General features: G+C 72.8%; 23 protein-coding genes. 13 read left to right on the forward strand and 10 right to left on the reverse strand.

Annotation, left to right across the window (positions count from 1 at the left end; all coding sequences use genetic code 11):
* Nucleotides 1-170: 170 nt before the first annotated feature.
* Together ASG23_RS05545 and ASG23_RS05550 are read right to left on the reverse strand one after the other, a co-directional pair.
* Entirely contained in the window at nt 171-1178 is a 1008-nt protein-coding gene (locus ASG23_RS05545; RefSeq protein ID WP_056021427.1) for a LacI family DNA-binding transcriptional regulator, read from the reverse strand.
* Complete coding sequence (locus tag ASG23_RS05550) at nt 1175-2194, reverse strand: LacI family DNA-binding transcriptional regulator (protein WP_235520899.1); 1020 nt, start codon at nt 2192-2194, stop codon at nt 1175-1177. Before ASG23_RS05550 ends, ASG23_RS05545 begins: the two co-directional genes overlap by 4 nt.
* Nucleotides 2195-2294: 100 nt before the next feature.
* Between ASG23_RS05550 and ASG23_RS05555 the strand changes: the two genes are divergently transcribed.
* Nucleotides 2295-3044, forward strand: a complete 750-nt coding sequence (locus ASG23_RS05555) for a GH25 family lysozyme (protein WP_235520900.1) — start codon at nt 2295-2297, stop codon at nt 3042-3044.
* A gap of 94 nt (nt 3045-3138) precedes the next feature.
* On the opposite strand, the gene ASG23_RS05560 is transcribed toward ASG23_RS05555, so the two are convergent.
* Complete coding sequence (locus ASG23_RS05560; RefSeq protein WP_056021429.1) at nt 3139-3339, reverse strand: hypothetical protein; 201 nt, start codon at nt 3337-3339, stop codon at nt 3139-3141.
* A 500-nt stretch (nt 3340-3839) separates the two neighbouring features.
* On the opposite strand from ASG23_RS05560, the gene ASG23_RS05565 reads away from it, so the two are divergent.
* The 9 genes from ASG23_RS05565 to ASG23_RS05605 all read left to right on the forward strand — a co-directional run bounded on the left by ASG23_RS05565 (nt 3840) and on the right by ASG23_RS05605 (nt 12077).
* Nucleotides 3840-4256 (forward strand): VOC family protein, encoded by a 417-nt coding sequence (locus ASG23_RS05565; RefSeq protein WP_056021433.1) that lies wholly within the window; start codon nt 3840-3842, stop codon nt 4254-4256.
* A 9-nt stretch (nt 4257-4265) separates the two neighbouring features.
* Nucleotides 4266-5459: an NAD(P)-binding domain-containing protein gene (locus tag ASG23_RS05570; RefSeq protein WP_056021436.1), complete on the forward strand. Its 1194-nt coding sequence runs from the start codon at nt 4266-4268 to the stop codon at nt 5457-5459.
* A gap of 70 nt (nt 5460-5529) precedes the next feature.
* Complete coding sequence (locus tag ASG23_RS05575) at nt 5530-6168, forward strand: SGNH/GDSL hydrolase family protein (RefSeq protein ID WP_056021438.1); 639 nt, start codon at nt 5530-5532, stop codon at nt 6166-6168.
* A 402-nt stretch (nt 6169-6570) separates the two neighbouring features.
* Nucleotides 6571-7506 carry a cysteine synthase A gene (gene cysK / locus ASG23_RS05580; RefSeq protein ID WP_056021440.1) on the forward strand — a complete coding sequence of 312 codons (936 nt, stop codon included), beginning with the start codon at nt 6571-6573 and terminating at the stop codon, nt 7504-7506.
* 47 nt (nt 7507-7553) lie between these two features.
* Nucleotides 7554-8141, forward strand: a complete 588-nt coding sequence (gene epsC / locus ASG23_RS05585) for a serine O-acetyltransferase EpsC (RefSeq protein ID WP_235520902.1) — start codon at nt 7554-7556, stop codon at nt 8139-8141.
* 44 nt (nt 8142-8185) lie between these two features.
* Nucleotides 8186-8536, forward strand: a complete 351-nt coding sequence (locus ASG23_RS05590; RefSeq protein ID WP_056021443.1) for a GntR family transcriptional regulator — start codon at nt 8186-8188, stop codon at nt 8534-8536.
* A 106-nt stretch (nt 8537-8642) separates the two neighbouring features.
* Entirely contained in the window at nt 8643-9686 is a 1044-nt protein-coding gene (locus ASG23_RS05595; protein WP_056021446.1) for an LLM class F420-dependent oxidoreductase, read from the forward strand.
* An 8-nt stretch (nt 9687-9694) separates the two neighbouring features.
* The gene (locus tag ASG23_RS05600) at nt 9695-10027 is read left to right on the forward strand and encodes an MGMT family protein (protein WP_056021449.1); all 333 of its coding nucleotides are present in this window, start codon (nt 9695-9697) and stop codon (nt 10025-10027) included.
* A gap of 103 nt (nt 10028-10130) precedes the next feature.
* Entirely contained in the window at nt 10131-12077 is a 1947-nt protein-coding gene (locus tag ASG23_RS05605; RefSeq protein WP_056021452.1) for an acyltransferase family protein, read from the forward strand.
* A gap of 2 nt (nt 12078-12079) precedes the next feature.
* Here ASG23_RS05605 and ASG23_RS05610 read toward each other — a convergent pair whose 3' ends face one another.
* Entirely contained in the window at nt 12080-13165 is a 1086-nt protein-coding gene (locus ASG23_RS05610) for a PP2C family protein-serine/threonine phosphatase (protein ID WP_056021455.1), read from the reverse strand.
* A 96-nt stretch (nt 13166-13261) separates the two neighbouring features.
* Between ASG23_RS05610 and ASG23_RS05615 the strand changes: the two genes are divergently transcribed.
* Nucleotides 13262-14530 carry a GNAT family N-acetyltransferase gene (locus ASG23_RS05615; protein ID WP_056021458.1) on the forward strand — a complete coding sequence of 423 codons (1269 nt, stop codon included), beginning with the start codon at nt 13262-13264 and terminating at the stop codon, nt 14528-14530.
* Between the two features lie 3 nt (nt 14531-14533).
* On the opposite strand, the gene ASG23_RS05620 is transcribed toward ASG23_RS05615, so the two are convergent.
* Entirely contained in the window at nt 14534-14983 is a 450-nt protein-coding gene (locus ASG23_RS05620; RefSeq protein WP_056021461.1) for a ribose-5-phosphate isomerase, read from the reverse strand.
* A 114-nt stretch (nt 14984-15097) separates the two neighbouring features.
* Between ASG23_RS05620 and ASG23_RS05625 the strand changes: the two genes are divergently transcribed.
* Entirely contained in the window at nt 15098-17086 is a 1989-nt protein-coding gene (locus ASG23_RS05625) for a M13 family metallopeptidase (RefSeq protein WP_056021464.1), read from the forward strand.
* Between the two features lie 28 nt (nt 17087-17114).
* On the opposite strand, the gene ASG23_RS05630 is transcribed toward ASG23_RS05625, so the two are convergent.
* From ASG23_RS05630 to ASG23_RS05640, 3 genes are all read right to left on the reverse strand, one after another.
* Entirely contained in the window at nt 17115-17636 is a 522-nt protein-coding gene (locus ASG23_RS05630; protein WP_056021467.1) for a hypothetical protein, read from the reverse strand.
* Between the two features lie 167 nt (nt 17637-17803).
* Nucleotides 17804-18460, reverse strand: a complete 657-nt coding sequence (locus ASG23_RS05635) for a mycothiol-dependent nitroreductase Rv2466c family protein (protein ID WP_056021470.1) — start codon at nt 18458-18460, stop codon at nt 17804-17806.
* 31 nt (nt 18461-18491) lie between these two features.
* Nucleotides 18492-20036 (reverse strand): phytoene desaturase family protein, encoded by a 1545-nt coding sequence (locus ASG23_RS05640; RefSeq protein ID WP_056021473.1) that lies wholly within the window; start codon nt 20034-20036, stop codon nt 18492-18494.
* An 84-nt stretch (nt 20037-20120) separates the two neighbouring features.
* Here ASG23_RS05640 and pepN point away from each other — a divergent pair, with 84 nt between their 5' ends.
* Nucleotides 20121-22715 carry an aminopeptidase N gene (gene pepN, locus ASG23_RS05645; RefSeq protein ID WP_056021476.1) on the forward strand — a complete coding sequence of 865 codons (2595 nt, stop codon included), beginning with the start codon at nt 20121-20123 and terminating at the stop codon, nt 22713-22715.
* A 66-nt stretch (nt 22716-22781) separates the two neighbouring features.
* On the opposite strand, the gene ASG23_RS05650 is transcribed toward pepN, so the two are convergent.
* Both ASG23_RS05650 and malQ read right to left on the reverse strand, forming a co-directional pair.
* On the reverse strand, nt 22782-23324 hold the full coding sequence (locus ASG23_RS05650) for a toxin (RefSeq protein WP_056021480.1): 543 nt from the start codon (nt 23322-23324) through the stop codon (nt 22782-22784).
* A complete protein-coding gene (gene malQ / locus ASG23_RS05655; protein WP_056022629.1) occupies nt 23321-25459 on the reverse strand; it encodes a 4-alpha-glucanotransferase in 2139 nt (712 codons plus the stop codon). The genes ASG23_RS05650 and malQ overlap by 4 nt, the downstream gene beginning before the upstream one ends.
* Nucleotides 25460-25552 lie beyond the last annotated feature (93 nt).

The following is a 25552-nucleotide window of genomic DNA, read 5'->3' on the forward strand; positions in this document are numbered from 1 at the left end:
GGATCCCGGGGGACGAACGCTCCGCGTGCGGTGGCGTGGACGATCGTGCCTAGGTACTTCAGCGATGTCAATAGTGGACAAGCGACCGGTTTCGCAGGGCGATCCGGGGGAAGTGGGCGCGACCGTGCGCACGCGGGCAGGGGCGGCCCAGCGGTCGTGAGGCCGCGAAATCAGCTCGGCTGAAGCCTCGACGACGCCCTCAGGACCAGGTCAGCGCCCGTGTGCACCTCGCGCGGCGGGACGGCGTCACCGGCGATGCGATCGAGCAGCATGGCGACCGCGTGCTCGACCATCTCCTCCTGCCGCGGGCTCACCGACGACAGCGAGGGCACCGTGAACTCGCCCTCGTCGGTGTTGTCGAACCCGGTGACGGCGACGTCCTGCGGCACGCGCAGGCCGTGGCGACGCAGGGCGCGGAGCGCTCCCACGGCGATCGCGTCGTTCACGCACAGGGCCGCGTCGAACGAGGCCCCGGACCGTAGCAGCCCGACCATCGCCTCGTAGCCGGACGCGCGTCGGTCCCAGTCCGAACCCGCGACGAACAGCGCGTCGTCCCGCTCCACACCATGCGCGCGCAGCGCCGCGAGGTGGCCCTCGAACCGGTCACCACCGGGCTTGTCACCCGGTGAGCTGTTCCAGACGAGCGCGATCCGGCGACGCCCGCTCTCCAGCAGGTGCCGCGTCATCGCCTCCGCGCCTGCGAACTCGCCCATCACGACGCAGTCCCAGTGGGGCGTCGGCGCGCCCCCGAGCTGCACGACCGGCCGCCGGGGCTGCAACGACCCGTCGTGGTCGGGGCGGAAGTGCGGGCAGTAGATCACCCCGTCGACGTTGCTGACCGCGGCGCCCAGCACCGCGTCGAGCTCCGCCGCTCCCCCGTTCGCGATGCGCAGCATGGTCGTGTAGCCGTGCGGCTCGAGGGCGAGGATCAGCCGTTCGGCGAGCTCGGCGAAGTAGGGCTGGTACACGTTCGGCACGACGACAGCGATGCGGCCGGTCTGCCCGGACACCAGCCCGCGACCTGCGAGGTTCACCTCGTAACCGACCTCGGCGACGGCAGCGAGCACCGCGAGACGCGTCGCCTCGGAGACCTCGCGACGGCCGAGCATGACGTTGGAGACGGTCTTGGCGGAGACCCCCGCCACCGCACCGACGTCGGCGAGGGTGGGGCGTCTCACGGCCCGTCCTGCCCGAGCGTCGAGTCCCGACGCACCAGGTCGACCGGAAGCGTGACGACGGTCGGCTCCTGCGGTGCGCGGCCCGCGAGCCGGTCGGCGAGCAGCTCGAGCGCGACCCGCGCGAGCCGGCCGGCACCCGGGTCGATGGTGGTGAGCGTGGGCGTCGTGAACTGACCGTCGTCCAGGTTGTCGTAGCCGATGAGGGCCACCCTGCCGGGGACGTCGACCCCGCGCTCGCTCAGGACGGCGAGCGCCCCGAGCGCCACCTCGTCGTTGGCGCAGAGCAGCACGTCGACGTCGGGGTGGTCGGCCAGCGCGCGCACCGCCGCATCGGCTCCGGCCCGGCGGTCCGCCGCCCGATCGAGCGGCACCACCGGCACGTCGGCGTCGAGGCGGGCCAGGGCGAGCGCCGACCGCATCGAGGCCGACGGGGCCCCGGGGTCCTCGTCGGCCCGGTGCGCCCGGTCCGGCCCGAGGAGCACGGGCCGCCGTCGGCCCATCACGGCCAGGTGACGGACGATGAGAGCGACCGCATCGTCGACGTCCTCGCGCACCTGGTCCACGCCTGCGCACTCGGTGCCGCCCTGGACCACCACGACCGGGCGGTTCGTGAGTGCACCCTCGGTCGCAACGCCCGGCGCCAGCGGACCGATGTGGACCAGACCGTCGAACAACCGGCCCCGCGCGTCGAACAGCGAGCCCACCCGGCCCGGATCGCCGTGATGCGGCTCCACAGCGACCGGGATCCCGCGCCGGTCGGCCTCCGTGACCAGCGCCTGCACCAGCGTCGCCAGGTACGGGCGCCGCAGCTCGGCCACGCCTACGCCGATCAACCCCGTCCGTCGCGACCGCAGGGTCCGGGCGCTCGTGTTCGGGGTCCAGTCGAGCTCCTCGATCGCGGCCATGACACGCCGGACCATCTCGGGGCGAGTGTGCGGTTCACCGTTCACCACCCGCGAGACCGTCTTCACCGAGACGCCCGCCAGGGCGGCGACGTCTCGCACAGTGGTGGCCACGGGCACAGCGTAGATGCGGCGACGCGCCGAGCCACCTGACCCGCCAGACACGCACGGACGTCGCCGACACCATCACCCGGTCGTCCGCCACACTTCCCGGGTGCACACCCGGAGCAAGGCGCTCGTCGTGGTCGGGGCGGCCACGGTCGCGCTCGTCGTCGTCGCGCTCGTGGCCGCGCTGGTCGTCCGCGGGGTCCTCTGGCCCAACCGTCTGCTGGCCGCGCGGTACGAGGTGCGCGGCGTGGACGTGTCCTCCTACCAGGGGGAGATCGACTGGCCCGTGCTCGCGGGACAGGACATCGACTTCGCGTACGTGAAGGCGACCGAGGGCTCCGGGTTCGTCGACAGCCGGTTCGCGGAGAACCTGCGGGGCGCTCGCGACGCCGGGCTGCTCGTCGGCGCGTACCACTTCTTCAGCTTCGAGAGCCCTGGGCGCTCGCAGGCGGAGCAGGTGATCGCGACCGTGCCGGCCGACCGAGGGCTGCTCCCGGTCGCGGTCGACGTCGAGCACTACGGGACGTTCTTCCGCGACCCTCCGGACGCGGACAAGGTCCGCGCGGAGCTCGAGGTGCTCGTCGCGATGCTGCGCGAGCACTACGGCGTCGAGCCCGTGATCTACGCGACGCAGGCCGCGTACAGCCGGTACGTCGCCGGAGGCCTCCCCGACACGCCCCTCTGGATCCGGGCGGTCTACCTCCCGCCACGCGTGTCCGACGGTCGCGACTGGACCTTCTGGCAGTACTCCCACCGGGACCGCCTCGACGGCTACGACGGCGAGGAGTCCTTCATCGACATGAACGTCTTCCGGGGAGACCTGGCCGACCTGCGCCTGCTGCGATCCCGCGGTTGACCCTCGGGCCACATGAGGTCGTCCGCACGACGCGACGGTGTGACCGTGCGTGGCCCCGACGCGAACGCCGTGCGGCTCTACCAGGGCTGACGCGTCAGTACGTGGAGCCGCCCCGCTCGGTGTCGAAGATGTGCCGGCACCCGGGGCACTCGCTGCTGTCGGGTCCGTCGTCCTCGGGGAACCGGTTGATCGGTGTGACGAACCGCCCGCAGACGCTCATGCCGTCGCGGAAGAAGTGCTGCCGGCGGTCGTTCTGGGTGAGACGGAGCCAGCCTTCGGCATACGTGATGAGCATGTGGACAATGCTTCCCTCGCGGTCACGCGGTCGGCAGGGCCGAAGGGCCCGCACAGGGACGACAACGGCCCCGGTGCTGCGCCGCGACTCTCGTCGCGGGCTGCACCGGGGCCGCATGTCCGTCAGCACCTGTTGGCCTTCGCCCACCGCGCCCGCTTGTCCTTGTTGCGCGCGGCTTGAACCGCCCCCAGCGCCATTGGGGGCTGTCGAAGATCAGCCACCCGGACCATGGCCGTCAGTCGCTCTCGTAGCAACGCGTTCCACATCCGGGCCGATCCTTCGCGATGGGATGCTGACACCATCACGCAGACCGGGAGATCCCAAGTTGGACTATACACAGACTTTGGTCACCTGTCTAGTTTCGCGTCAGGGGCTGACAGACAGGTGAGGTTTGTGGAGCCGGCGGTGCGCGACCTCGAAGCGGTCCCTTCCGATCCTGTGCGTCCGGGGTGGACGGTGGCAGGGTGGATCGCGTCGGACCACCGTCGAAGGAGACACCCATGGCGACGTACCTCAACCCGTACCTCAGCTTCCGGGACAACGCCCGCGAGGCCTTGGAGTTCTACCAGTCCGTCTTCGGTGGCGAGCTCGTCCTCAGCACATTCGGTGACTTCCACGCCAGCGAGGACCCCGCCGAGGTCGACAAGATCATGCACGGCCAGCTCGAGACGCCCGGCGGGCTCGTGCTCATGGGCGCGGACACACCCGCCGACATGGAGCTGGCCGCGAAGACGAGCATCTCCGTCTCGATCAGCGGCCAGGACCTTGCGGAGCTCCAGGGCTACTGGGACAAGCTGGCGGAAGGCGGCACGGTTCTCCAGCCCTTCGAGGACGCGCCGTGGGGAGCGAGGTTCGGGATGCTCAACGACAAGTTCGGCACCCCCTGGCTCGTGAACTGCGGTCCCGGAATGTCCTAGCGGTCCCTGGTGCGCGTCGTCGACGCGATCGTCGTCGGGGCCGGACCGGCCGGCCTCGCGACGAGCGCTGCGCTGACCGCGCGAGGCGTCGAGCACGAGGTGCTCGAGAGTGCCCGGGTCGGCGAGTCGTGGCGCGGACGGTGGGACTCGTTCCGGCTGAACACACCGGGGCTCATCAACCCGATGCTCGGGCCGCTCGGCGACGACGAGTACTCCACCCGCGACGAGGTGGTCCAGCGGCTCGACCTGCTCGCCGAGCCCTGCCCGGTGCGCACCGGGACACCGGTCACCGAGCTCGAGCCCAGCGACGGTCACCTCCTGCTGACGACGTCCGCCGGACCGGTACGCACACGGGCGGTCGTCGCGGCCACCGGCGGCGAGAACGTGCCGCGCGTCCCACCCGGCGCCGCCTCGCTGCCCCGGGACGTCGCCCAGCGCGCGGTCGGGACGTACCGCTCCCCCGACGAGCTGCCCGACGGCGGGGTCCTCGTGGTCGGGAGCGGGCAGTCGGGCGTCCAGGTGGTCGACGACCTGCTGCGGGCCGGTCGCCGGGTCCTGCTCGCCACCTCCGCGGTCGGCCGGCTGCCGACGCCTTACCGCGGTCGCTCGATGGTCGCGTGGCTGATCGCGGCAGGCTTCTTCGACCAGCGCCCGGAGGACGTCCCGCTCGCGCTGCAGCGCATGCCCAACCCGCTGCTCGCCCCCGGGGGTCACGGACCTGACCTGCGGGCCCTCGCTCGTGACGGCGTGACGCTGCTCGGCCGGGCGACCGCCGTCGACGGGACGCGCATCCGGCTCGACGGGTCCGCACGGGCCAACGTCGCCGCCGGCGAGACGTTCGCTCAGATGGTGCGGGTGCTGGCCGACGAGGTGATCACACGGCTCGGCGTCGACGCGCCGCCCGCGGAGCCCGACGCCGACCTGCCATGGGACGTCGACGATCGGGACGAGATCGACTTGCGCCGAGAGGGTGTCACGAGCGTCGTGTGGTGCGCGGGCATGCGGGGCAGCCACGCCTGGCTGCCGGCGTCGGCACTCGACCCGGACGGGCGGCCGCTCCAGTCGCACGGACGGTCGCCGGTGCCCGGGGTGTTGCTCATGGGGCTGCGGTGGATGACCCGGCGCGGGTCCGGGAACTTCGTCGGCATGCCGCACGATGCCGCCACCGTCGCCGACGAGGTGGTCCGGCACCTCGGGAGGTGATCGGCCACGGCGGACGTCACACGGCGAACACCTCGCTCACGCTCGCGCCGCGGCATGGTGGAGTGACCCCATGCCACCCGTGCCGACGACGCCCGAGACGTTCCTGCAGCCCCGCGACCACATCCTGCTCACCGGCGACTCGGTGACCGACTGGGGCCGCGACCGATCCGACCCGACGAGCCTCGGGCACGGGTACGCGGGCATCGTCGCGGCGCTCGCCGGAGCCCGGCGGCCGGACCTCGGCCTCACGTTCCTCAACCGGGGTGTCGGCGGCGACACCTCCGCCATGCTGCGCGCGCGGTGGGAGCAGGACGGGGTCGCCCTCGCGCCGACGGTCGTCTCGATCCTCATCGGCATCAATGACACGTGGCGCCGGTACGACTCGGGCGACCCGACCTCCACCGACGAGTACGAGGAGAACCTTCGGGCCGTCGTCGGGACCGTCGACCGGCTCGTGCTGATCGAGCCGTTCGTCGTACCCGTCACCGCGGCGCAGCACGCCTGGCGCGAGGACCTGGACCCGCGGATCGCGGTCGTGCGCCGCCTAGCAACCGAGCGGCGTGCCGTGCTCGTTCCGGCGGACGGACTGTTCGCCGCCGCGGCCGCCTGGACGGGTCCCGCGACCTGGGCAGACGACGGCGTGCACCCCACGCCGGCCGGTCACGGGCTGCTCGCGGAGGCCTGGCTGGTGGCGGTCGGCCTCGGCTGAGCGTCCGCCTGGTGGGGATCCTTTGCGCACGCGTGGGCGTTGACGCTAGCGTCGTGGCCGATCGTGTCCCGCACTCGCGGGATCCCCGCGATCGACAGCCGACCGAATGGTCCCGGAGGACGAAGCGATGCGCGTGCAGCCTGCCGCCCCCGCCGTCCTCGGTCGCGCCTGCGTGGCGCTGACCTGTTGTCGCTGTCTGTAGAGCGCTGGCTGCTCCTTCGCGCGAGGACCCCTGACCCAGGGGCCGCCTCCCGCGCCAGCGCTCGCCCCGCACCCGACGGACCGCCCTCGGGCCGATCCGCCCCCCCGGCCGGCACACCTGCGCCGCCGGAGCCCCAGACGCATCGCTAGTCAGTCCCCCACCAGCTGTCGGCCGGCCGGCAGCTCGACCAAAGAGGAACCATGGCACGCATCTACGACGACGCCACCGCGCTCATCGGCAACACCCCGCTCGTCCGCATCAACAAGATCACCGACGGGGCCCCCGCCACCGTCGTCGCGAAGCTCGAGTTCTACAACCCGGCCAACTCGGTCAAGGACCGCATCGGCGTCGCGATCATCAACGCGGCGGAGGCGTCCGGCGAGCTCAAGCCCGGTGGCACGATCGTCGAGGCCACCAGCGGCAACACGGGCATCGCCCTCGCGTTCGTCGGTGCGGCCCGCGGCTACGACGTCGTCCTGACCATGCCGGAGACCATGTCCAAGGAGCGCAAGCTCCTGCTGCGCGCGTTCGGCGCCGAGCTCATCCTCACGCCCGGCTCCGAGGGCATGCGCGGGGCCGTCAACCGTGCCGACGAGATCGTCGCCGAGCGTCCGGGTGCCATCCTGGCCCGCCAGTTCGCCAACGAGGCCAACCCCGAGATCCACCGCACGACGACCGCCGAGGAGATCTGGGCGGACACCGACGGCGAGATCGACATCCTCGTCGCCGGCATCGGCACCGGTGGCACCATCACCGGCGTGGGCCAGGTGCTCAAGGCCCGCAAGCCCGGCGTCAAGATCGTCGGCGTCGAGCCGGCCGAGTCGCCGATCCTCAACGGTGGCGCCCCCGGCCCGCACAAGATCCAGGGCATCGGCGCCAACTTCGTGCCGGAGATCCTCGACACGACGGTCTACGACGAGATCATCGACGTCGACGCCGAGACGGCCGTCAAGGTCGCCCGCCGCGCGGCCGCCGAGGAAGGCCTGCTGGTCGGCATCTCGTCCGGCGCCGCCCTGCACGCCGCGACACTCCTGGCCCAGCGCCCGGAGAACGCCGGCAAGCTCATCGTCGCCATCGTCCCGTCGTTCGGCGAGCGCTACCTGTCGACCGTGCTCTACGCGGACCTCGTCGACTGACCTCGGGCACGCGCGCACGACCACCCCACCGACAGGACGAAGGCACCGTGTCCGACCACCACCTGCACTTCTTCGCGACCCTCAGGGAAGACCTCGAGGCCGCCCGGCACCGCGACCCCGCGGCCCGGTCGCTCGCCGAGGTCGCTCTGGGGTACCCGGGGGTGCACGCGGTGTGGGTGTACCGGCTGACGCACAGGATGTGGCACCAGCCCGGCCTGCGGCTGCCCGCGCGACTGGTCTCCCAGCTCGCGCGGGCAGTCACCGGCATCGAGATCCACCCCGGCGCCCGCCTGGGGCGGCGGCTGTTCATCGACCACGGCATGGGCGTCGTCGTCGGCGAGACCGCCGAGGTCGGGGACGACGTGGTCCTGTTCCACGGGTCGACGCTGGGCGGCAAGTCGATGCGCCACGGCAAGCGGCACCCGACGCTCGGCGACCACGTGGTGGTCGGGGCCGGGGCCAAGATCCTCGGTCCCGTATGGGTCGGGGAAGGCGCGCAGATCGGTGCGAACGCCGTCGTCATCCACGACGTGCCGCCCGGTGCGATCGCGGTCGGGGTGCCGGCGACGATCCGGCTGCGCCCCGCTGCCGCGCCCTTCGACGTCGAGATCGACGACCCGGCGATCTACATCTGACCCGTCGAGTGTTCTAGTTGTTGCCGAACAACTAGGATCGACGCGTGCTCTTCCGGGTGGATCCCGCCTCCCCCGACCCGCTGTTCACGCAGCTGGCCGGGCAGGTGCGTGCCGCTGTCGCGCGCGGGGAGCTTGTCGACGGCGAGCGGCTGCCCAGCGCCCGGGAGCTGGCCTCCTCCCTCGACATCAACCTGCACACGGTGCTGCGCGCCTATCAGGACCTGCGTGACGAAGGGCTGATCGAGCTCCGTCGCGGGCGCGGCGCCGTGGTCACCGCCCCTCCCCAGGACTACAGCGAGCTGCACGCAGCGGTCGAGAACCTGGTACGAGTCGCGAGGTCGCTCGGCGTCGCCCCGCAGACCACCACGGCCCTGGTCAACGAAGCACTGCTATGACACCGCCCGTCCTGCCCGAGTCGCGTCGGCTGCGACACGCGATACCCGCGGTAGCAGGTAGCCTGGCGCGGGCGTCGACGGCGACGCCCGACCTGGAGGACTGACGATGCGGCTGGGCTATCACACGGGCTACTGGTCGGCGGGTCCCCCGCCCGGAGCGCAGGAGGCGGTCCTCGGCGCCGAGCAGCTCGGGTTCGACTCGGTCTGGACGGCAGAGGCCTACGGCTCCGACGCCCTCACCCCCCTCGCCTGGTGGGGTGCGCGCACGTCGCGCATCCGGCTGGGCACGGCCATCGCGCAGATCTCCGCCCGCACGCCGACGGCGGCCGCGATGGCGGCCCTCACGCTCGACCACCTGTCCGGCGGCCGGTTCGTCCTGGGGCTCGGCGCCTCGGGTCCGCAGGTGGTGGAGGGCTGGTACGGCCAGCCGTACCCGAAGCCGCTCGCCCGGACCCGCGAGTACGTGTCGATCGTGCGCCAGGTCCTCGCGCGCGAGGCTCCGGTCACGTTCGACGGCCAGTTCTACCGGCTCCCCCTGCCCGCCGACGAGGGGTCCGGCCTGGGCAAGGCGCTGCGCTCGACCGTGCACCCCCTGCGGGCCGATCTGCCGATCCACCTCGCGGCCGAGGGACCGCGAAACATCGCGATGTCGGCGGAGATCGCCGACGGCTGGCTGCCGCTGTTCTACTCGCCGCGCATGGACGGCGAGTACCGCACGCTCCTCGCGGAGGGCTTCGCGAAGCGCGCCCCCGGACTCAGCCCCGTCGAGGACTTCGAGGTCGTCGCTACCGTCCCGGTCGTCCTGGGCGCCGACGTCGAGTCCGCCGCCGACAGCGTCCGGCCGTTCATCGCGCTCTACGCCGGCGGCATGGGAGCCAAGGGGGCCAACTTCCACCGCGACGTGCTGGACCGGCTCGGGTACGCCGACGCGTGCGACGAGATCCAGGCGCACTATCTGTCGGGCGACCGTGCGCGGGCCGCCGCCGCGGTTCCCCTCGAGCTGGTGCAGGACATCGCGCTGGTCGGCACGGTCGAGGACATCCGCGCCCAGCTGCCGGCGTGGGAGGGCACGGCGGTCACGACGATGCTCGTCCAGGCCGACCCGCGGACCCTACCGGCGATCGCGGACGCCCTGCGCGCACCGGCCTGACCCGCGGCATGGACGACGACTACGCGGAGGCGGTGCTCGACCTGGTCGCCGCCATCCCCACCGGCCGCGCGATGACCTACGGGACCGTCGCGGAGGTCGTCGGCGACCTGCTCGAGGCCCGCGACGGCCTCCGCCGCGGCGGGCCCCGGCAGGTCGGCCAGGTCATGAGCCACGCCGGCTCGGGGGTGCCGTGGTGGCGCGTCGTCAACGCCGCGGGCCGACCACCGGCACGGCACACCACGCGCGCGCTCGCCTTGCTCGCCGACGAGGGAACGCCGCTCACCGCCGACGGCACCCGGGTCGCGCTGCGTCGCGCCATCTGGTTCCCGGACGAGGACTGACCGACCCGCGTGTCCCCGGCCGGATCGGCTGCCTCCCCGACCTACCCTGGCCGCACGGGAGCGCCCCGCAGGGCCCCGTGCACGTGCACCGACCGGGGGTTCCATGACTGTCACCGCCCAGCGCCCCGCGCTCGCGGAGCAGCGGGCACCCCGACCGGCGGTGGATGCCATCCCCGCTGTGCCGGTCGTGCCGGCACGCATGCCCTACCTGGCCGGGCTCGACGGGATCCGCGCGATCGCCGTCGCCGGGGTCGTCGTCTACCACCTGGGTGCGCCCTGGATGCGGGGCGGGTTCCTCGGTGTCGACGTCTTCTTCGTCCTGTCCGGCTACCTCATCACCACGCTCGTGATCGACGAGGTGGAACGCACCGGCGCCTTCTCGTTCCGCCGCTTCTACGTCCGGCGGGCACGCCGTCTGCTGCCGGCACTCGCCCTGCTGCTGGTGGCGATGGCCGGCGTCGCGGTCGCGATGCCCAGCGAGGCGGCGGAGCTGCGCGGGGACATCGCTGCCGCCGTGACGTACGCGTCCAACTGGTGGCAGATCTTCGCCGACCGCTCCTACTTCGAGATGGTCAGCCGGCCGCCCTTGCTCCAGCACCTGTGGTCCCTGGCCATCGAGGAGCAGTTCTACCTGGTGTTCCCGCTGGTCGCCGTGGTGGCGCTGCGAGCAGGGCGGGCACGCGTCGGCCAGGTCGCCGGGATCCTGGCCCTGCTGTCGGCGCTGGCGATGGCGGTCCTGGCCATCCGCACCTCCTCCCCTGTACCGAACGACCCCAGCCGGGTGTACTTCGGCACCGACACCCACTCGATGGGGCTGCTCGTCGGCGCCGCCATGGCCGCCGCCTGGACGCCGTGGCGCACCTGGGAGCCGGCCGGGTCGTGGTTCCGCGAGCGCGGCCGGGCGGTCCGCCGCTTCGAGGCGGGCGTCACGGACGTGCTCGGTGTCCTCGCGCTGCTCGGGGTCGTGGCGGCATTCGTGTGGGTCGACGAGTTCAGCGACGCGCTGTACCGCGGGGGCTTCCTGGCGTTCTCGCTGCTGGCAGCGGTGCTCGTCGGGGCGGTCGCGGACCCCGCCGGGCTGCTCGGGCGAGCTGTGGGCCGCCAGCCGCTGCGCTGGCTCGGGGAGCGGTCTTACGGCATCTACCTGTGGCACTGGCCCGTCTTCATGCTCACCCGTCCCGGGGTCGACCTCGACCTGTCCCCGTGGCCGGCCACGATCCTGCGGCTGGCCGCCGTGCTGGGCATCGCGGAGCTCTCCTACCGGTTCGTCGAGGTCCCCGTCCGCCGGGGAGCGGTGGGCCGGGCGGTCGCGCACGTGCGTCGGCCACACGCGGACCGGGCACGCACCGTGCTGCGGGTCATCGCCGCGGCGGTCGGTCTCGTGGTCGTCGGCGGGGTCGCGACGGCCGCCCTCGCGCAGGTCCCCCGGGGGGGTGCGGACTCCGGGTCCTGGCAGCCGGAACCGGTCCCCGCGGTGACCTCGGTGCGGCCGACCTCGACACCTACCGTCACACCGACACCCACGCCGACGCCGACGCGGACGCCGGTCGAGACGGCCGTCGCTGTGCCACCGCCACCTCCGCCCGAGGAGGTCGGCACCGTGTCCAGCATCGGGGACTCCGTGATGCTCGGCGCCGCCGCGGACCTGACCGCCCGAGGGGTCACCGTCGACGCCGTCCAGTCACGACAGTTCGGCGCCATGCTCGAGCTGGTGCGCGCCGGCGTCGCCGCAGGGACCCTGGGACACACGCTGATCGTGCACGGCGGGACCAACGGACCGATCGACGAGGCGAGCCTGCGGGAGCTGCTCGAGCTCACGCGGGACCGTCGCGTCTACCTGGTCAACGTCCACGTGCCGCGCACCTGGGCGGACTACAACAACGAGCTCCTCGCTCGCGTCACCCCGGAGTACCCCCACGCGCAGCTGCTCGACTGGAACACGCTCGGCACCGCCAACCGCGCCTGGTTCACCGGCGACGACATCCACCTGCAGGCCGGCGGTGGCCGGGAGGGGTACGCCGACTGGCTGGTCCGGTCCGTGCAGCCCTGACGTCAGTCGCGATGGACCAGCACGACCGCACGGTCGTCGTCGTCGCCCGCCTTCGCCCCGGCCAGCACCGCCGCCGCGGAGCCGCGACCGGGCGCGAGGACCCTGTCCGCCACCCCCATGAGCCGGTCGATGCCCTGGTCCAGGTCTCCCCCGCGCACCTCGACCAGCCCGTCCGTGTAGAGCAGGAGGACGTCGCCGTGCTCCAGCCGTCCCGCCCGCGGCTCGCACCGGAAGTCGGCCACCACCCCGAGCGCGGGGCTGCCGACCGTGTCGATCAGCTCGAGGCGCCCGGAGCCGGCGTGCAGCTGCACCGCGGGCGGGTGCCCCGCCGACGACACCCAGAAGTCGCCCGTGCGCAGGTCGACAGCCACGTGGATCGCCGTCGCGAATCCCTCCTCCCAGGCCTGGGCCAGCAGGTACCCGTTGGCGGCCCGGAGGAACTCGTCGCGCGGCAGCGCCGTGAGCAGCCCGCCGAACGCCCCCGAGAGCTGGAGCGAGCGGACCCCCGCGTCGAGCCCTTTGCCGGACACGTCGACCAGGACGATCTCCAGCGCGATGTCGTCGGAGCCCGCCACCATGAAGTCCCCGGAGAAGCCGTCGCCGTGCGCCGAGCGGATCTCGCTGTCGACGCGCCACCCGGCGGGCAGCGGGGGTACGCGGCCGTGGGCAGCGAGCCGGTCCCGCAGGTCGACGAGCATGAGGTCGCCGGGCGCCCCCTGCAGACCGAGCCGTTGCCGCTCGCGCGCGAAGGCGACGATCGCGACGACCGAGACGGTGATCACCACGAGGATGCCCGGGATCATCGTGGGCGCTCCCCACCACCACAGGCCCCACGCGCACACCAGGAGCACGACCCCGAGGATCACGAGGCTGCGCAGTCGCAGCAGGAACACCGCCACCAGCTCGATCAGCAGGAACGTCGACGGCGGTACCCACTCGGGCTGCTGCGCGACGCCCAGGGCGACGAGCCCGGCAGCGAGCACGAGGGCCGCGGTGAGCGTCGCCTGCGAGCGACCGCTCCACCGGCGCAGCGTCAGGTTGGCGCGGGTGAAGAGCCCCTGCGCCGGCACCCATCGGGTTCCCCACACCCGGCGAGCGTATCCGCAGGTCACCGGCACGAGATACAGCCGTTCAACCGGTATTGGGGGTGCGGCGGTGCGGGCTCGTGCTCCACGATGGGCGTCATGAGTCCCCTTCCCGACGGATACCGCCACGTCGACGTGCCGGAGAGCCGCACGACCGAGTTCCTCGAGGTCGACAGGCTCGCGTTCGCGTTCGACTCGAACGCCGAGACCGACGCGCTCGTCCCGATCACGTTCGAGTGGGACCGCGCGCAGGCCGTCGAGGACCAGGACGGCCGGCTCGTCTCCGTGCACGCCTCCTACGCGCACGCGATGCCGGTGCCGGGCGCGACGATCGCCTGCTCGGGGCTCACCTGGGTCGGTACCCGCCCGGACCAGCGCCGCCGCGGCCTGCTGAGGGCGGCGATCGACTCCCACTTCGCCCGGTCGCTCGCCCGCGACGAGCCGATCTCCGCGCTGTTCGCCGCCGAGCACTCGATCTACGGGCGGTTCGGCTACGGCTCGGCCGCCGACCACGTCCGCGTGAAGCTCCCCCGCGGCGCTGCGCTTCGCGACGTTCCCGGCGCCGACGAGCTCGAGGTGCGGCTCGCAACCGTGGACGTCGCCCGCGACAGCGCGGTCGTCGACACGGTCCACCGGGCGGCCGGGGCCGGGCGACCGGGCTGGACCACGCGCGACTCCGACGCGTGGCGGACCCGGGTGCTGGTGGACCCGCCCGCGTGGCGCGAGGGCGCCGAGCCCCTACGGATCGTGACGGTCCACGACGCGGCCGGGCAGGTCCGCGCGTACGCGCTGTTCCGGCGCAAGGAGAACTGGGCGGATGGTGGCGCCGCCGGGACGGTCCTGGTGCGCGAGGCGGTCGCCGTCGACGCAGCCGCGACGCACCGCCTCTGGTCGTTCCTGCTGGACCTCGACCTCACCGCGACCGTCGAGGGGCCGATGCTGCCCGTCGACGACGCGCTCCTGCACCTGCTGCTGGACCCGCGCGCGGTGGTGCCCAAGGTCAACGACAACCTGTGGGTCCGACTGCTCGACCTCCCAGTCGCCCTGGTCGGGCGCAGGTACTCCGCCCCGGTCGACGCGGTGCTCGACGTGACCGACACCCACCTGACCGCGAACGCGGGTCGCTGGCGGCTGACCACGGGCGAGCGGCAGGACGACGGCACCTACGCCGCACAGGTCACCCCCACGCAGGACGACGCCGACCTGACGCTCGACGTCCGTGAGCTCGGTGCTGTCTACCTGGGGGGTCGGTCGCTCGCGGCGCTGGCCCGTGCCGGGCTCGTGTCCGAGGCGACGCCCGGAGCGCTCCAGTCGGCAGCGGTCGCGTTCCTGTGGCCCGTCGCCCCCATGTGCACCTACGTCTGGTAGCGGCTACCGGGCGGCCTCGTAGGCCGCGAGGAGGTCGATCCGGCGCTGGTGGCGCGGGTCGTGGCTGAACGGCTCGGCCACGAACGCGTCCACCAGCTCCAGGGCCTCGTCGACGGAGTGCTGACGGGCGCCGATCGAGACGACGTTGGCGTCGTTGTGCTGACGGCACAGCTGCGCGGTAGGGAGGTTCCACGCGAGGGCGGCGCGCACCCCGGTGACCTTGTTCGCGGCGATCTGCTCGCCGTTGCCCGAGCCGCCGATGACGACGCCCAGCGACCCTGGGTCGGCGACGACCGCCTCACCGGCCGCGATGCAGAACGGCGGGTAGTCGTCGAGCGCGTCGTAGGTGTCGGCACCGTGGTCGACGACGTCGTGGCCCGCGGCGCGCAGGTGCTCGACGAGGGCGACCTTCAGCTCGTAGCCGGCGTGGTCGGAGGCGACGTGGATGCGCATGGGGCCATCCTGCCGCACCACCGGCGGGGCACCGCCCCGGGCGTCCGGCAGGCGGTCGTCAGCCCTGGGCGTAAGGGTCGGCGGATCACGCGTAGCCGTCCGTAGCATGTCCGCATGACGCGCAGTGGCATCGACCTGACCGCACTCGACCCCGACGTCCGCCCCCAGGACGACCTCTACGCCCACGTGAACGGCCGCTGGGTCGCCTCTCACGTGATCCCCGCGGACCGGGCGATGGACGGCTCCTTCCGCGCCCTGCACGACCAGGCGGAGGAGCAGGTCCGCGACATCATCACCGACGCCGGCGCCGCCGCCGCGTCGGGCGGCGCGGCCGACTCCGTCGAGGCGAAGGTCGGCGCCGTCTACGCGTCGTTCATGGACACCGACGCCGTCGAGGCCGCAGGCATCGCACCGCTGCGCGCCGACCTCGCACTCGTCGAGGCGGCGAGCACGCAGGCCGAGCTCACCGGCGTATTGGGCGCCCTGCAGCGCACCGGGGCCGGCGGCGCCGTCGGGTTCTACGTCGACAACGACGCCAAGGAGCCGACGCGGTACGCCGTGCACCTGGCGCAGGGCGGCCTGGGCCTGCCGGACGAGGCCTACTACCGCGACGTGCAGTACGCGCCGGTGCTCGCGGCCTACCGCCCGCACGTGGCACGCGTGCTGCGCCTCGGCGGGGCAGCGGCGGACGAGGCGCGGGCCGACGAGCTCGCGGGCCGTGTCCTGGCCCTCGAGACCGAGCTGGCCGCCGGGCACTGGGACGTCGTCAAGGACCGGGACGCCGACCTCACCTACAACGCCCTGACCCTCACCGAGCTCGCCGAGCGGGCCCCCGGGTTCGACTGGCACTCCTGGGTGCTGGCCCTCGGCGCGCCGGCCGGGACGTTCGAGCACCTCATCGTGCGCGAGCCGTCGTTCGCCGAGGCGTTCGCCGCCCTCTGGGCGAGCGCGCCGCTCGAGGACTGGAAGGCCTGGCTCAGCTACCACGTGATCTCCGACCGGGCGCCCTACCTGCACGACGAGCTGGTCGAGGCGAACTTCGACTTCTACGGCCGGACGCTCACGGGTGCCCAGGAGCTGCGCGACCGCTGGAAGCGCGGCGTCTCCCTGGTCCAGGGCGTGCTCGGTGAGGCCGTCGGCAAGGTGTACGTCGACCGGCACTTCCCGCCCGCGCACAAGACGCGGATGGAAGGGCTCGTGGCCAACCTGGTCGCCGCCTACCGCGAGTCCATCTCCCAGCTGGACTGGATGGGTGAGGAGACGCGCGCCAAGGCGCTGGCCAAGCTCGAGTCGTTCACCCCGAAGATCGGGTACCCGGCCCGCTGGCGCGACTACTCGACGCTCGTGGTGTCCGCCGACGACCTGCTGGGCAACGTGCGCCGGGCCTACGCCTTCGAGCAGGACCGCGAGCTGGCCAAGATCGGCAAGCCCATCGACCGTGACGAGTGGTTCATGACCCCGCAGACGGTCAACGCGTACTACAACCCCGGGTTGAACGAGATCGTGTTCCCGGCCGCGATCCTGCAGCCTCCGTTCTTCGACGCCGAGGCCGACGACGCCGTCAACTACGGCGGGATCGGTGCCGTGATCGGCCACGAGATCGGCCACGGGTTCGACGACCAGGGGTCCAAGTACGACGGCGACGGGCGTCTTGAGGACTGGTGGACGGCCGACGACCGCGCGGAGTTCGAGTCGCGCACCAAGGCACTGATCGACCAGTACTCCCAGTTCTCCCCGGTCCAGCTGAACGGGTCCCACCACGTGAACGGCGAGCTCACCATCGGCGAGAACATCGGCGACCTCGGCGGTCTGTCCATCGCGTTCACGGCCTACCGGATCGCGCTCGGCGCCCCGCTCGAGGACGCCCCCGTGATCGACGGGCTCACGGGCGCCCAGCGCGTGCTGCTCGGCTGGGCGCAGGTGTGGCAGTCGAAGGGTCGCGACGAGGAGATGATCCGCCGGATCGCGACGGACCCGCACTCCCCCAACGAGTTCCGCTGCAACGGCGTGGTGCGCAACGTCGACGAGTTCTACGCGGCCTACGACGTCCAGCCGGGCGACGCCCTGTACCTCGCACCGGAGGAGCGCGTCCGCATCTGGTGAGGCTGCCAGCCGGTCCGGGCAGCCCGCGTCAGGCGGGCAGCTCGGACCAGGAGGCGCGCGCGAGCTGGAACCCGGTGCCCGACCCGTCCGTGCATTGCACGCCGTCGGTCGCGCTGCGGCACGTGTAGTCGCCCACGCTCGTGGTGAGCCCGTACTCGAGGACGGGGACGTCGTCGCCGGCGACCGCGGGCGGCGGTCCGCTCACGCAGTCGAACGCGACGCCGTCCGCGTTGAGCACGATCACGTGGCCCGTCACCTCGGTGCACCCCGCGACGACCGGGGGTGCGTACGTGTAGCTGGCGATCGAGCACGTGACGCCGTCGACGGACATCGTGCACGCGATGTTCCCGCTGGGCAGCGCGAACGTGACCGGCTCGGTGGACGTGGACGACGAGCTCGACGTCGGAGCGCTCGTCGCGGTCGACCCGCCGTCCGCGTCGTCGGAACCTCCGTCGTCGCCGCCCAGGTACATGATCGCGAGGATCAGGAGGAGCACCACGAGCACCGCGTCGACGATGACGAAGAGCCGGATGGTGCGCGCCGAGGTCATGCTGCTCCGTTCCTCCCCGTGGGGGTCACCGACCCGCCCCGTCCGGGGCGGAGTCGGCGACCAGGATCACACGGGTCGAACCAGGCGGGCCACTCGCCTGGTCAGGAACTCAGCCGGGCCGGCCGTCTCATCAGGTGCGTCGACCGGCCAGGCGTCTCCCCAGGTGGTCAGAAGGACGGTCCTGCCGTCCGTGAGCGCTTGAGCTCGTAGAAGCCGGGGACGCTGGTCAGCAGCGCCAGACCGTCGAACAGGCGACCGGCGGCCTCGCCGGTGGGGGCGGGCGTGATGACCGGACCGAAAAACCCGACGCCGTCGATGGCGACCACCGGGGTGCCCACCTCGTCGCCGACGAGCCCGATGCCGTCGCCGTGCGACTCGCGCAGCAGCGCGTCGACCTCGTCCGCACCGGCGACCTCGGCCAGCTCCGCCGGAAGCCCGACCTCGGCCAGGGACTCCGCGATGATCGCGGCGGTGTCCTTGCGGCCTCCGGGGTGGCGGCGCGTGCCCATCGCGTCGTAGAGCGGCTTGATGACCTGGTCGCCGTGGTCGCGCGCGGCGGCGACGATGACGCGCACCGGACCCCAGGCCTCGTCCATGAGGTCGCGGTACCCCTTCGGCAGGTCGTCCTTCTTCTCGTTGAGGACGGACAGGCTCATGACGTGCCAGCGGACGTCCACGTCGCGGATCGCGGAGACCTCGTCCATCCAGCGGGACGTCATCCACGCCCACGGGCAGGCCGGGTCGAACCAGAAGTCGACGACGGGGCGGGCGGTGGGCGTGCTCGTCACAAGGTCCTCCAGAGTGTCGGTGCCTCGCGCAACCATCGACGCGCGCCGCGGTATTCCCGCAGGTTCGTCAGCCGGCGTCGAGGACCGCCATCGCGGCGGCGCGGCCGGGGATGCCGCTGACGCCGCCGCCGCGCCTGGCACCCGCCCCCGCGAGCAGCACGCGCGCATCCGCTGTCGCGACGCCCCAGGTGCCGATCTCGTCGTCGTGCTCCGCCCAGGGCCAGGCGAGGTCGCGGTGGAAGATGTGGCCGCCGGGCAGAGCGACATCGGCCTCGAGGTCGACGGGGCTGCGCACCTCCAGGCAGGGCGCACCCGTCGCGTCGCGGGCGAGGCAGTCCTCGAGCGGTTCTGCGAGGACGCTGTCGATCGACCGCAGCGTGGCGGCCAGGGCGCGTTCGCGGGCACCGTCCGGGTCCGCCACGAACAGCCGTGCCGGCATGTGCAGACCGAACGCCGTGAGGGTGTGGTGGCCGGTGGCGCGCAGGTCCGCGCCGAGGATCGAGCCGTCCGTCAGCGAGTGGCAGTACGTCTCGACGGGCGGGACGTCGGGGATCCGCCCGGCGGCGGCCCGCTGGTAGGCGGTCTCGAGCTCGGTCGCGGACTCGTGCACGTGGAACGTGCCGGCGAACGCGACGGTCGGGTCGATCCCCGATCGCAGCCGCGGCAGACGCGTGAGCAGCATGTTCAGCTTCAGCTGAGCTCCCTCCGGGGCCGGACCTGCCGGCCGCCCGAGCACCCGGTCGAGGACCGCCGGCGCGCATGCCGCCAGCAGGTGGGCAGCGCCGACGCGGCGCTCCACGCCGTCCGCGTCCGTCCACACGACCTCGGCGGGTGCAGTCGCGCTCCCCGGATCGATCGCGGTGACGTCGGCCGACGTCACCAGCTCGGCGCCCCCCGCCCGAGCCACACCCTCGAGCGCATCCGCCACCGCGCCCATGCCCCCGACGGGCACGTCCCAGTCCCCGGTCCCCCCGCCGATCACGTGGTAGAGGAAGCATCGGTTGGCCCGGCCGCCGGGCTCGTGCACGCGAGCGAAGGTGCCGATGAGGGCGTCCGTCAGCACGATCCCGCGGACCAGGTCGGAGCCGAAGGTGGTGTCGACGACCTCACCGATCGGCCGCTCGACCAGGTCGTGCCAGTCGTCCTCCCCGAGCAGGCGCCGCGCGTCGGGGCTCGACATCAGCGGCTCGGTCATCGTCGGGAAGAGCCGCGCGGCGAGCGCGCCCGTCCGCGCACCGAACGCGCGCCAGGCGGCGACGTCCGCAGCCGCTCCCACCGAGGCGAACGAGGCGGCTGTCGCGGCGTCGTCGGCCGTGTCCACGAGCAGTCCCCCGCCGTCGGACGGGGTGTAGGACGAGATCCGCCGGCGCCGCAGCGCGACGCGCAGCCCGAGCTCGTCACGGACCTGCCGCGGCATCAGCGAGACGAGGTAGGAGTACCGCGACACGTTGGCGTCGACCCCCGGGAACGACCGCGCCGACAGCGAAGCACCGCCCAGGTGGTCCGCCCGTTCGAGCAGCAGGACGGTCCGCCCCGCGGCGGCCAGGTAGGCCGCCGCGGTGAGGCCGTTGTGGCCGCCGCCGACGATGACGGCGTCGTAGGTCGCGCGCACCCGTCGACCATAGGCCGCGCACCGCTGCGTGCGATGATCGACCCGGCCATGAGCCCACCCGATCGCGTCCCGAGGAGTACCTGCGTGCCTGGAGAGAACCTCACCCGTGCAGAGGCGCGCGAGCGCGCCGCAGTCGTGTCCACCGAGTCGTACGACGTCAGCCTGGACCTCACCACCGGGCCCACGACGTTCGCCTCCCGCACCGTCGTGCGGTTCGCGGCGACCCCGGGAGCCTCGACGTTCATCGACCTGATCGCGCCGACCGTGCACGAGGTCACGCTGAACGGACGCTCGCTCGACGTCGCGGCAGTGGTCACTGACGCGCGCATCGCGCTCGACGACCTCGCCGCGAGCAACGAGCTCGTGGTCGTCGCGGACGCCGCGTACATGAACACCGGCGAGGGCCTGCACCGGTTCGTCGACCCCGTCGACGACGAGGTCTACCTGTACTCGCAATTCGAGGTGGCCGACTCCCGGCGCGTGTTCGCCGTGTTCGAGCAGCCCGACCTCAAGGCCACGTTCACGTTCACGGTCACGGCGCCCGCGCACTGGACCGTCGTGTCCAACTACCCGCAGGTGGGCATGCCCGCCGTCGTCGAGGGCGGCACCAACCGCAACGGCGGCGCCGACAAGGGCACCGCCACGTGGACGTTCGAGACCACGCCGCGCATCTCGTCGTACATCACCGCCGTCATCGCCGGGCCGTACCACGCCGAGCACCGCGAGCTCACCAGCCAGGACGGTCGCATCATCCCGCTCGGCGTCTACTGCCGCGGCTCGCTCGCCGAGCACCTGGACACCGACAACATCGTCGACCTCACCCGTGCCGGCTTCGACTTCTACGAGCGCGCGTTCGGCGTCCCGTACCCGTTCACCAAGTACGACCAGCTGTTCGTGCCGGAGTTCAACGCCGGGGCGATGGAGAACGCCGGTGCGGTGACGTTCCTCGAGTCGTACGTGTTCCGGTCCAAGGTCCCCGAGGCCACGATCGAGCGACGTGCGGTGACGATCCTGCACGAGCTGGCGCACATGTGGTTCGGCGACCTGGTGACCATGCGCTGGTGGGACGACCTGTGGCTGAACGAGTCGTTCGCCGAGTACATGTCGACCCTGGCCACCGCCCAGGCCACCCGCTGGACCAGCGCCTGGACCACGTTCTCGTCGTTGGAGAAGAACTGGGCCTACCGGCAGGACCAGCTGCCCTCGACGCACCCGATCGTCGCGGACATGCGCGACCTGGAGGACGTCGAGGTCAACTTCGACGGCATCACCTACGCCAAGGGCGCCAGCGTGCTCAAGCAGCTCGTGTCGTGGGTGGGCCAGGACGAGTTCTTCGCCGGCGTCCGCGCCTACTTCGCCAAGCACGCGTGGGGCAACACCGAGCTGCGCGACTTCCTCACCGAGCTCGAGACCACCAGCGGCCGGGACCTGTCCGCCTGGTCCGGCCTCTGGCTGGAGAAGGCGGGAGTCACGCTCCTGCGGCCCGAGATCACGGTGGACGACGCCGGGGTCATCACCTCGTTCGCCGTCATGCAGGAGGTGCCCGACGAGCACCCCGTGCAGCGCCCGCACCGCCTCGCCATCGGCGGGTACAACCTGTCCGAGGGTCGTCTCGTGCGCACAGTGCATGTCGAGCTCGACATCGACGGCGCCCGCACCGAGGTCCCCCAGCTGGTCGGCGTGCAGCGCCCGACGCTCGTGCTGGTCAACGACGACGACCTCGCCTACGCCAAGGTCCGCCTCGACGAGCAGTCGCTGGCCGCCTCGATCGAGCACCTGGGCAAGTTCGACGACTCGCTGCCCCGCACGCTCGTGTGGACCGCGGCCTGGGACGCCACCCGCGACGGCGAGACCCCCGCCCGCGACTTCGTCGACCTGGTGCTGAACAACATCGCGCACGAGACCGACTCGTCCGTCGTGCTCGTCCTGCTGCGCCAGCTGTCCACGGCACTCGACCTGTACGTGGCGCCCGAGCACCGGTCCGCCACGGAGATCGCGGCGGCCGACAGGCTGCTCACGCTCGCGCGGTCGGCGCCCGCCGGCTCCGACACGCAGCTGCAGCTGGTGAAGTCCTTCGCCGGACGCGCCGCGACCACCGAGCAGCTGGACGCCGTCCGGGACCTGCTCGACGGTCAGGCGACGCTCGAGGGCCTGTCCATCGACACCGACCTGCGCTGGGAGCTCCTCACCTCGCTGGTCACGGGCGGCCGCGCCGGGGAGGCCGACATCGCGGCCCAGCTCGCCGCCGACCCCACCGCGACCGGCCAGCGCGCCGCTGCCGCCGCGCGCGCCTCCGTGCCGACGGCCGCTGCCAAGGCGACCGCGTGGGCGTCGGTGGTCGACCAGGACGGTCTGCCGAACGCCATCCAGGCGGCGACGATCGCCGGCTTCGGCCGCGTGCACGACCGCTCGCTGCTCGTGCCGTTCGTGGCGCCGTACTTCGCGGGCCTCGAGACGGTCTGGGCGGACAAGACCAGCGAGATGGCGCAGAACATCGTCGTCGGCCTGTATCCGACCGAGCTGGCCGACAACGCGTCGGTCGACGTGCTCGGCGCGACCGACGCCTGGCTCGACGGCCACCCGGACGCACCCTCGGCGCTGCGACGGCTGGTGCTGGAGTCCCGCGACGGGGTCCGCCGCGCGCTCGCCGCGCAGGAGGCGGACCTCCGCCGCGCCTGATCGCCGCTCACCATGCGGGCCCGCACCCTCGGGGTGCGGGCCCGTCGTGCTCGCGAGCGGGGCTTGTCAGGGTGCGACGCCGGCCAGCCATCGGCTCGCCTCGCGCGGGCTGCGCAGACGGATGACCGGGATCGCGGACTCGGCGGCGAGCGCGGTGTACCGGTCGCGGTTGCGGGCGTGCGACGTCCACGACCACAGCACGACGTTCTGGTCCGGGTCCCGGTTCAGCACGTTGCGCAGGTCCTCGCGGTTGCCGTGCCACAGCTCCGTGCGCAGCAGCCCACGACGCAGGGTCCGTCGGACCACCCGCGCCATCACCGTCCGACGGGGGTAGTCGAGCCAGACGAACGCGTCGGCGTCGGTGAGGAGCCCGTCGGTCCCGGCGGTCCAGTTGCCGTCGGTCACCCAGCCGCGGTCCGCCGACGACACGAAGGCACCGATGAGGGCACGCGCCTCGTCCGGGTCCCGCTTGGTCCAGTCGGCGCCCCAGAACACCTCGTCCAGCTCGAGGTGCGGAACCCCGAGCCGCGCGGCGAGCCGGCCGGCGAACGTCGTCTTCCCCGACCCGGTGGTCCCCACGACGCGGACGCGGCGGAGGTTCCCGGTCATGCTCCGCTGTTGAGGACGGCCGCCAGGGACCGCAGCCGCTGGTTGGTGAACAGGTCCTCGACCAGGACGACCCGACCGGAGCTGTCCGCCAGCGGCACCTTCCAGTTGGGGTACTCCTGGTCGGTCCCGGGCTGGTTCTGCGCACGCCGCTCCCCCACGGCGTCGGCCAGCGAGACGCCGACCAGCACCGACGGGGTCGCCATGACGTACCGGTGCAGGGCCTCGACGATCTCGCGCTCCGAGGGGTCGGCGCCGACCAGGTCACGGTCGCGCAGGACGCCCAGCATCTGGTCGCGTTCCGCGAGCGCGGCGGCGCGGACGACCGCGACGGGCTCGGTGAGCAGTCCCAGGCGCTCGCGAATGGCGACGTGCTCGCCCGCGAGGTACCCGGCGCTGGGCGGCAGGTCGTGCGTGGTCACGGTGGCCAGCACCAGCTTCCGGTAGTGCTCGGGAGCGAGCGGCGCACCGTGCACGTCGCGCTCGAACCACAGCACGGACGTCCCGAGGATCCCCCGCTCCGACAGGTAGTCCCGCACCCACGGCTCGACGACGCCAAGGTCCTCCCCGATGACGACTGCGCCGGCGCGGTGCGCCTCGAGCGCCAGGATGCCGACCAGTGCCTCGTGGTCGTACCGGACGTAGGCGCCGTCGGCGGAGTCGGCGCCCTCGGGGATCCACCAGAGGCGGAACAGCCCGATGACGTGGTCGATGCGGATGGCGCCGGCATGCCGCAGGACGGTGCGCAGCATGTCCCGGTACGGCTTGTACGCGGCGCGCGCCAGGGCGTCCGGACGCCACGGCGGCTGGGACCAGTTCTGCCCCTGCTGGTTGTACATGTCCGGCGGTGCGCCGACCGTGGCGCCCCGGGCGAGCACGTCCCCGAGTGCCCACACGTCCGCCCCCTGCGGGTGCACCCCGACCGCGAGGTCGTGCATGATCCCCAGTGCCATGCCACCCTCGAGCGCGGCGCGCTGGGCCGCTGCCAGCTGCTCGTCGGCCACCCACTGGAGCCACAGGTGGAACTCCACGCGCTCCGCCAGCTCGACACGGAGCTCGGCCACCAGCGCGGACGTCGGGTCGAGTGCGGCGGCGGGCCACGGTGTGACGTCGGCGTACTTCTCGGCGAGCGCGCACCAGAGCGCGAACGTCTCGAGCCCGGCGCCCTCCTGCGTGACGAACGCGTCGAAAGACGCTTGCCGGGCGGCCGACCGCGGCGCTGCGAAGACGACTTCCAGCGCGGCGCGCTTGGCGGTCCAGGCGGCGTCGCGGTCGATGGCGCCCGCATCGTCGTCGGTGGCGAGCACCGGCTCGGCCGCCCACTCGACGAGCGTGCGGTCCGCCGACGAGAGGTAGCCGGCCTCGCGGACGTCCTCGACGCGGATGTATATGGGGTTCACGAAGCGGCGCGTCGTCGGCAGGTACGGCGACGGCGTCAGCGGGACGGTCGGCTCCGCGGCGTGCAGGGGGTTGATGAGGAGGAAGTCGGCGTCGAGCTCGCGACCGGCGAGCCAGCCGATCTCCGCCAGGTCCGCCAGGTCGCCGACGCCCCACGACGCGCGCGACCGCACCGAGTAGAGCTGGGCCATGAGCCCCCACGCCCGGCGCTCCCGCAGGGCCTCGGGGAGCTCCAGCTGGGACGGCGTGACCACGAGCGGGCTGTGCGCGCCGGCGCTCGGCCCCTGGGCGACGACCTCATGCCAGCCGAGCGGCAGGTCCGTGGGCAGCGTGAACGTGGCGCGCCCGACCAGTCGGCCGTCGACCGTCCGTGGCTCCACGGGCACGTCCGCCTGGGTGACCTCGCGTCGGCCGCCACCCACCTCGGGGTCCAGCTCGATCCACACCTCGACGGGGTCCTCGTGCGTGACGTGCACGGGCACGTGCGCCTGCCGCCCCTCCCGGACGACGAGCACAGGCGGCAGCACGCGCCGCCACGGCATGTCCTCGACGTGGGCGATGGCCAGGTCGACGCGCTCCGGCGAGGACGCGTCGACGCCGAGCGCCGCGAGCACTCCCTGCAGGGTGGCGGCCGACGCGCGACGACTCTGCCCGTGGAAGTCCCAGTGGTCCGGGACCACCCCGTAAGCCCCCGCGAGGCGCAGGAGGGCGTCGGAGGCGGTACCCGGGTCGTCTGCCACACGCCGATCCTGCCAGAGCCGCACGCGCACACGCAGGACAGACGCACCCGACTGCGTCACTCGCGCGCGCTCGATGGCGCGCGTCGTAGCCTT

Origin of the sequence: Cellulomonas sp. Leaf395, assembly GCF_001424125.1 — a bacterium.
Lineage (GTDB): Bacteria > Actinomycetota > Actinomycetes > Actinomycetales > Cellulomonadaceae > Cellulomonas.

Bases quoted from the DNA above. Each gene is read 5' to 3' on its own strand.
- cysK (WP_056021440.1), top strand. From the start codon at position 6,571: ATGGCACGCATCTACGACGACGCCACCGCGCTCATCGGCAACACCCCG.
- ASG23_RS05600 (WP_056021449.1), top strand. From the start codon at position 9,695: ATGGACGACGACTACGCGGAGGCGGTGCTCGACCTGGTCGCCGCCATC.
- ASG23_RS05635 (WP_056021470.1), bottom strand. From the start codon at position 18,460: ATGGTTGCGCGAGGCACCGACACTCTGGAGGACCTTGTGACGAGCACG.
- ASG23_RS05625 (WP_056021464.1), top strand. From the start codon at position 15,098: ATGACGCGCAGTGGCATCGACCTGACCGCACTCGACCCCGACGTCCGC.
- ASG23_RS05605 (WP_056021452.1), top strand. From the start codon at position 10,131: ATGACTGTCACCGCCCAGCGCCCCGCGCTCGCGGAGCAGCGGGCACCC.
- ASG23_RS05565 (WP_056021433.1), top strand. From the start codon at position 3,840: ATGGCGACGTACCTCAACCCGTACCTCAGCTTCCGGGACAACGCCCGC.
- ASG23_RS05560 (WP_056021429.1), bottom strand. From the start codon at position 3,339: ATGCTCATCACGTATGCCGAAGGCTGGCTCCGTCTCACCCAGAACGAC.
- ASG23_RS05650 (WP_056021480.1), bottom strand. From the start codon at position 23,324: ATGACCGGGAACCTCCGCCGCGTCCGCGTCGTGGGGACCACCGGGTCG.
- ASG23_RS05615 (WP_056021458.1), top strand. From the start codon at position 13,262: ATGAGTCCCCTTCCCGACGGATACCGCCACGTCGACGTGCCGGAGAGC.
- ASG23_RS05575 (WP_056021438.1), top strand. From the start codon at position 5,530: ATGCCACCCGTGCCGACGACGCCCGAGACGTTCCTGCAGCCCCGCGAC.
- ASG23_RS05620 (WP_056021461.1), bottom strand. From the start codon at position 14,983: ATGCGCATCCACGTCGCCTCCGACCACGCCGGCTACGAGCTGAAGGTC.
- ASG23_RS05630 (WP_056021467.1), bottom strand. From the start codon at position 17,636: ATGACCTCGGCGCGCACCATCCGGCTCTTCGTCATCGTCGACGCGGTG.
- ASG23_RS05595 (WP_056021446.1), top strand. From the start codon at position 8,643: ATGCGGCTGGGCTATCACACGGGCTACTGGTCGGCGGGTCCCCCGCCC.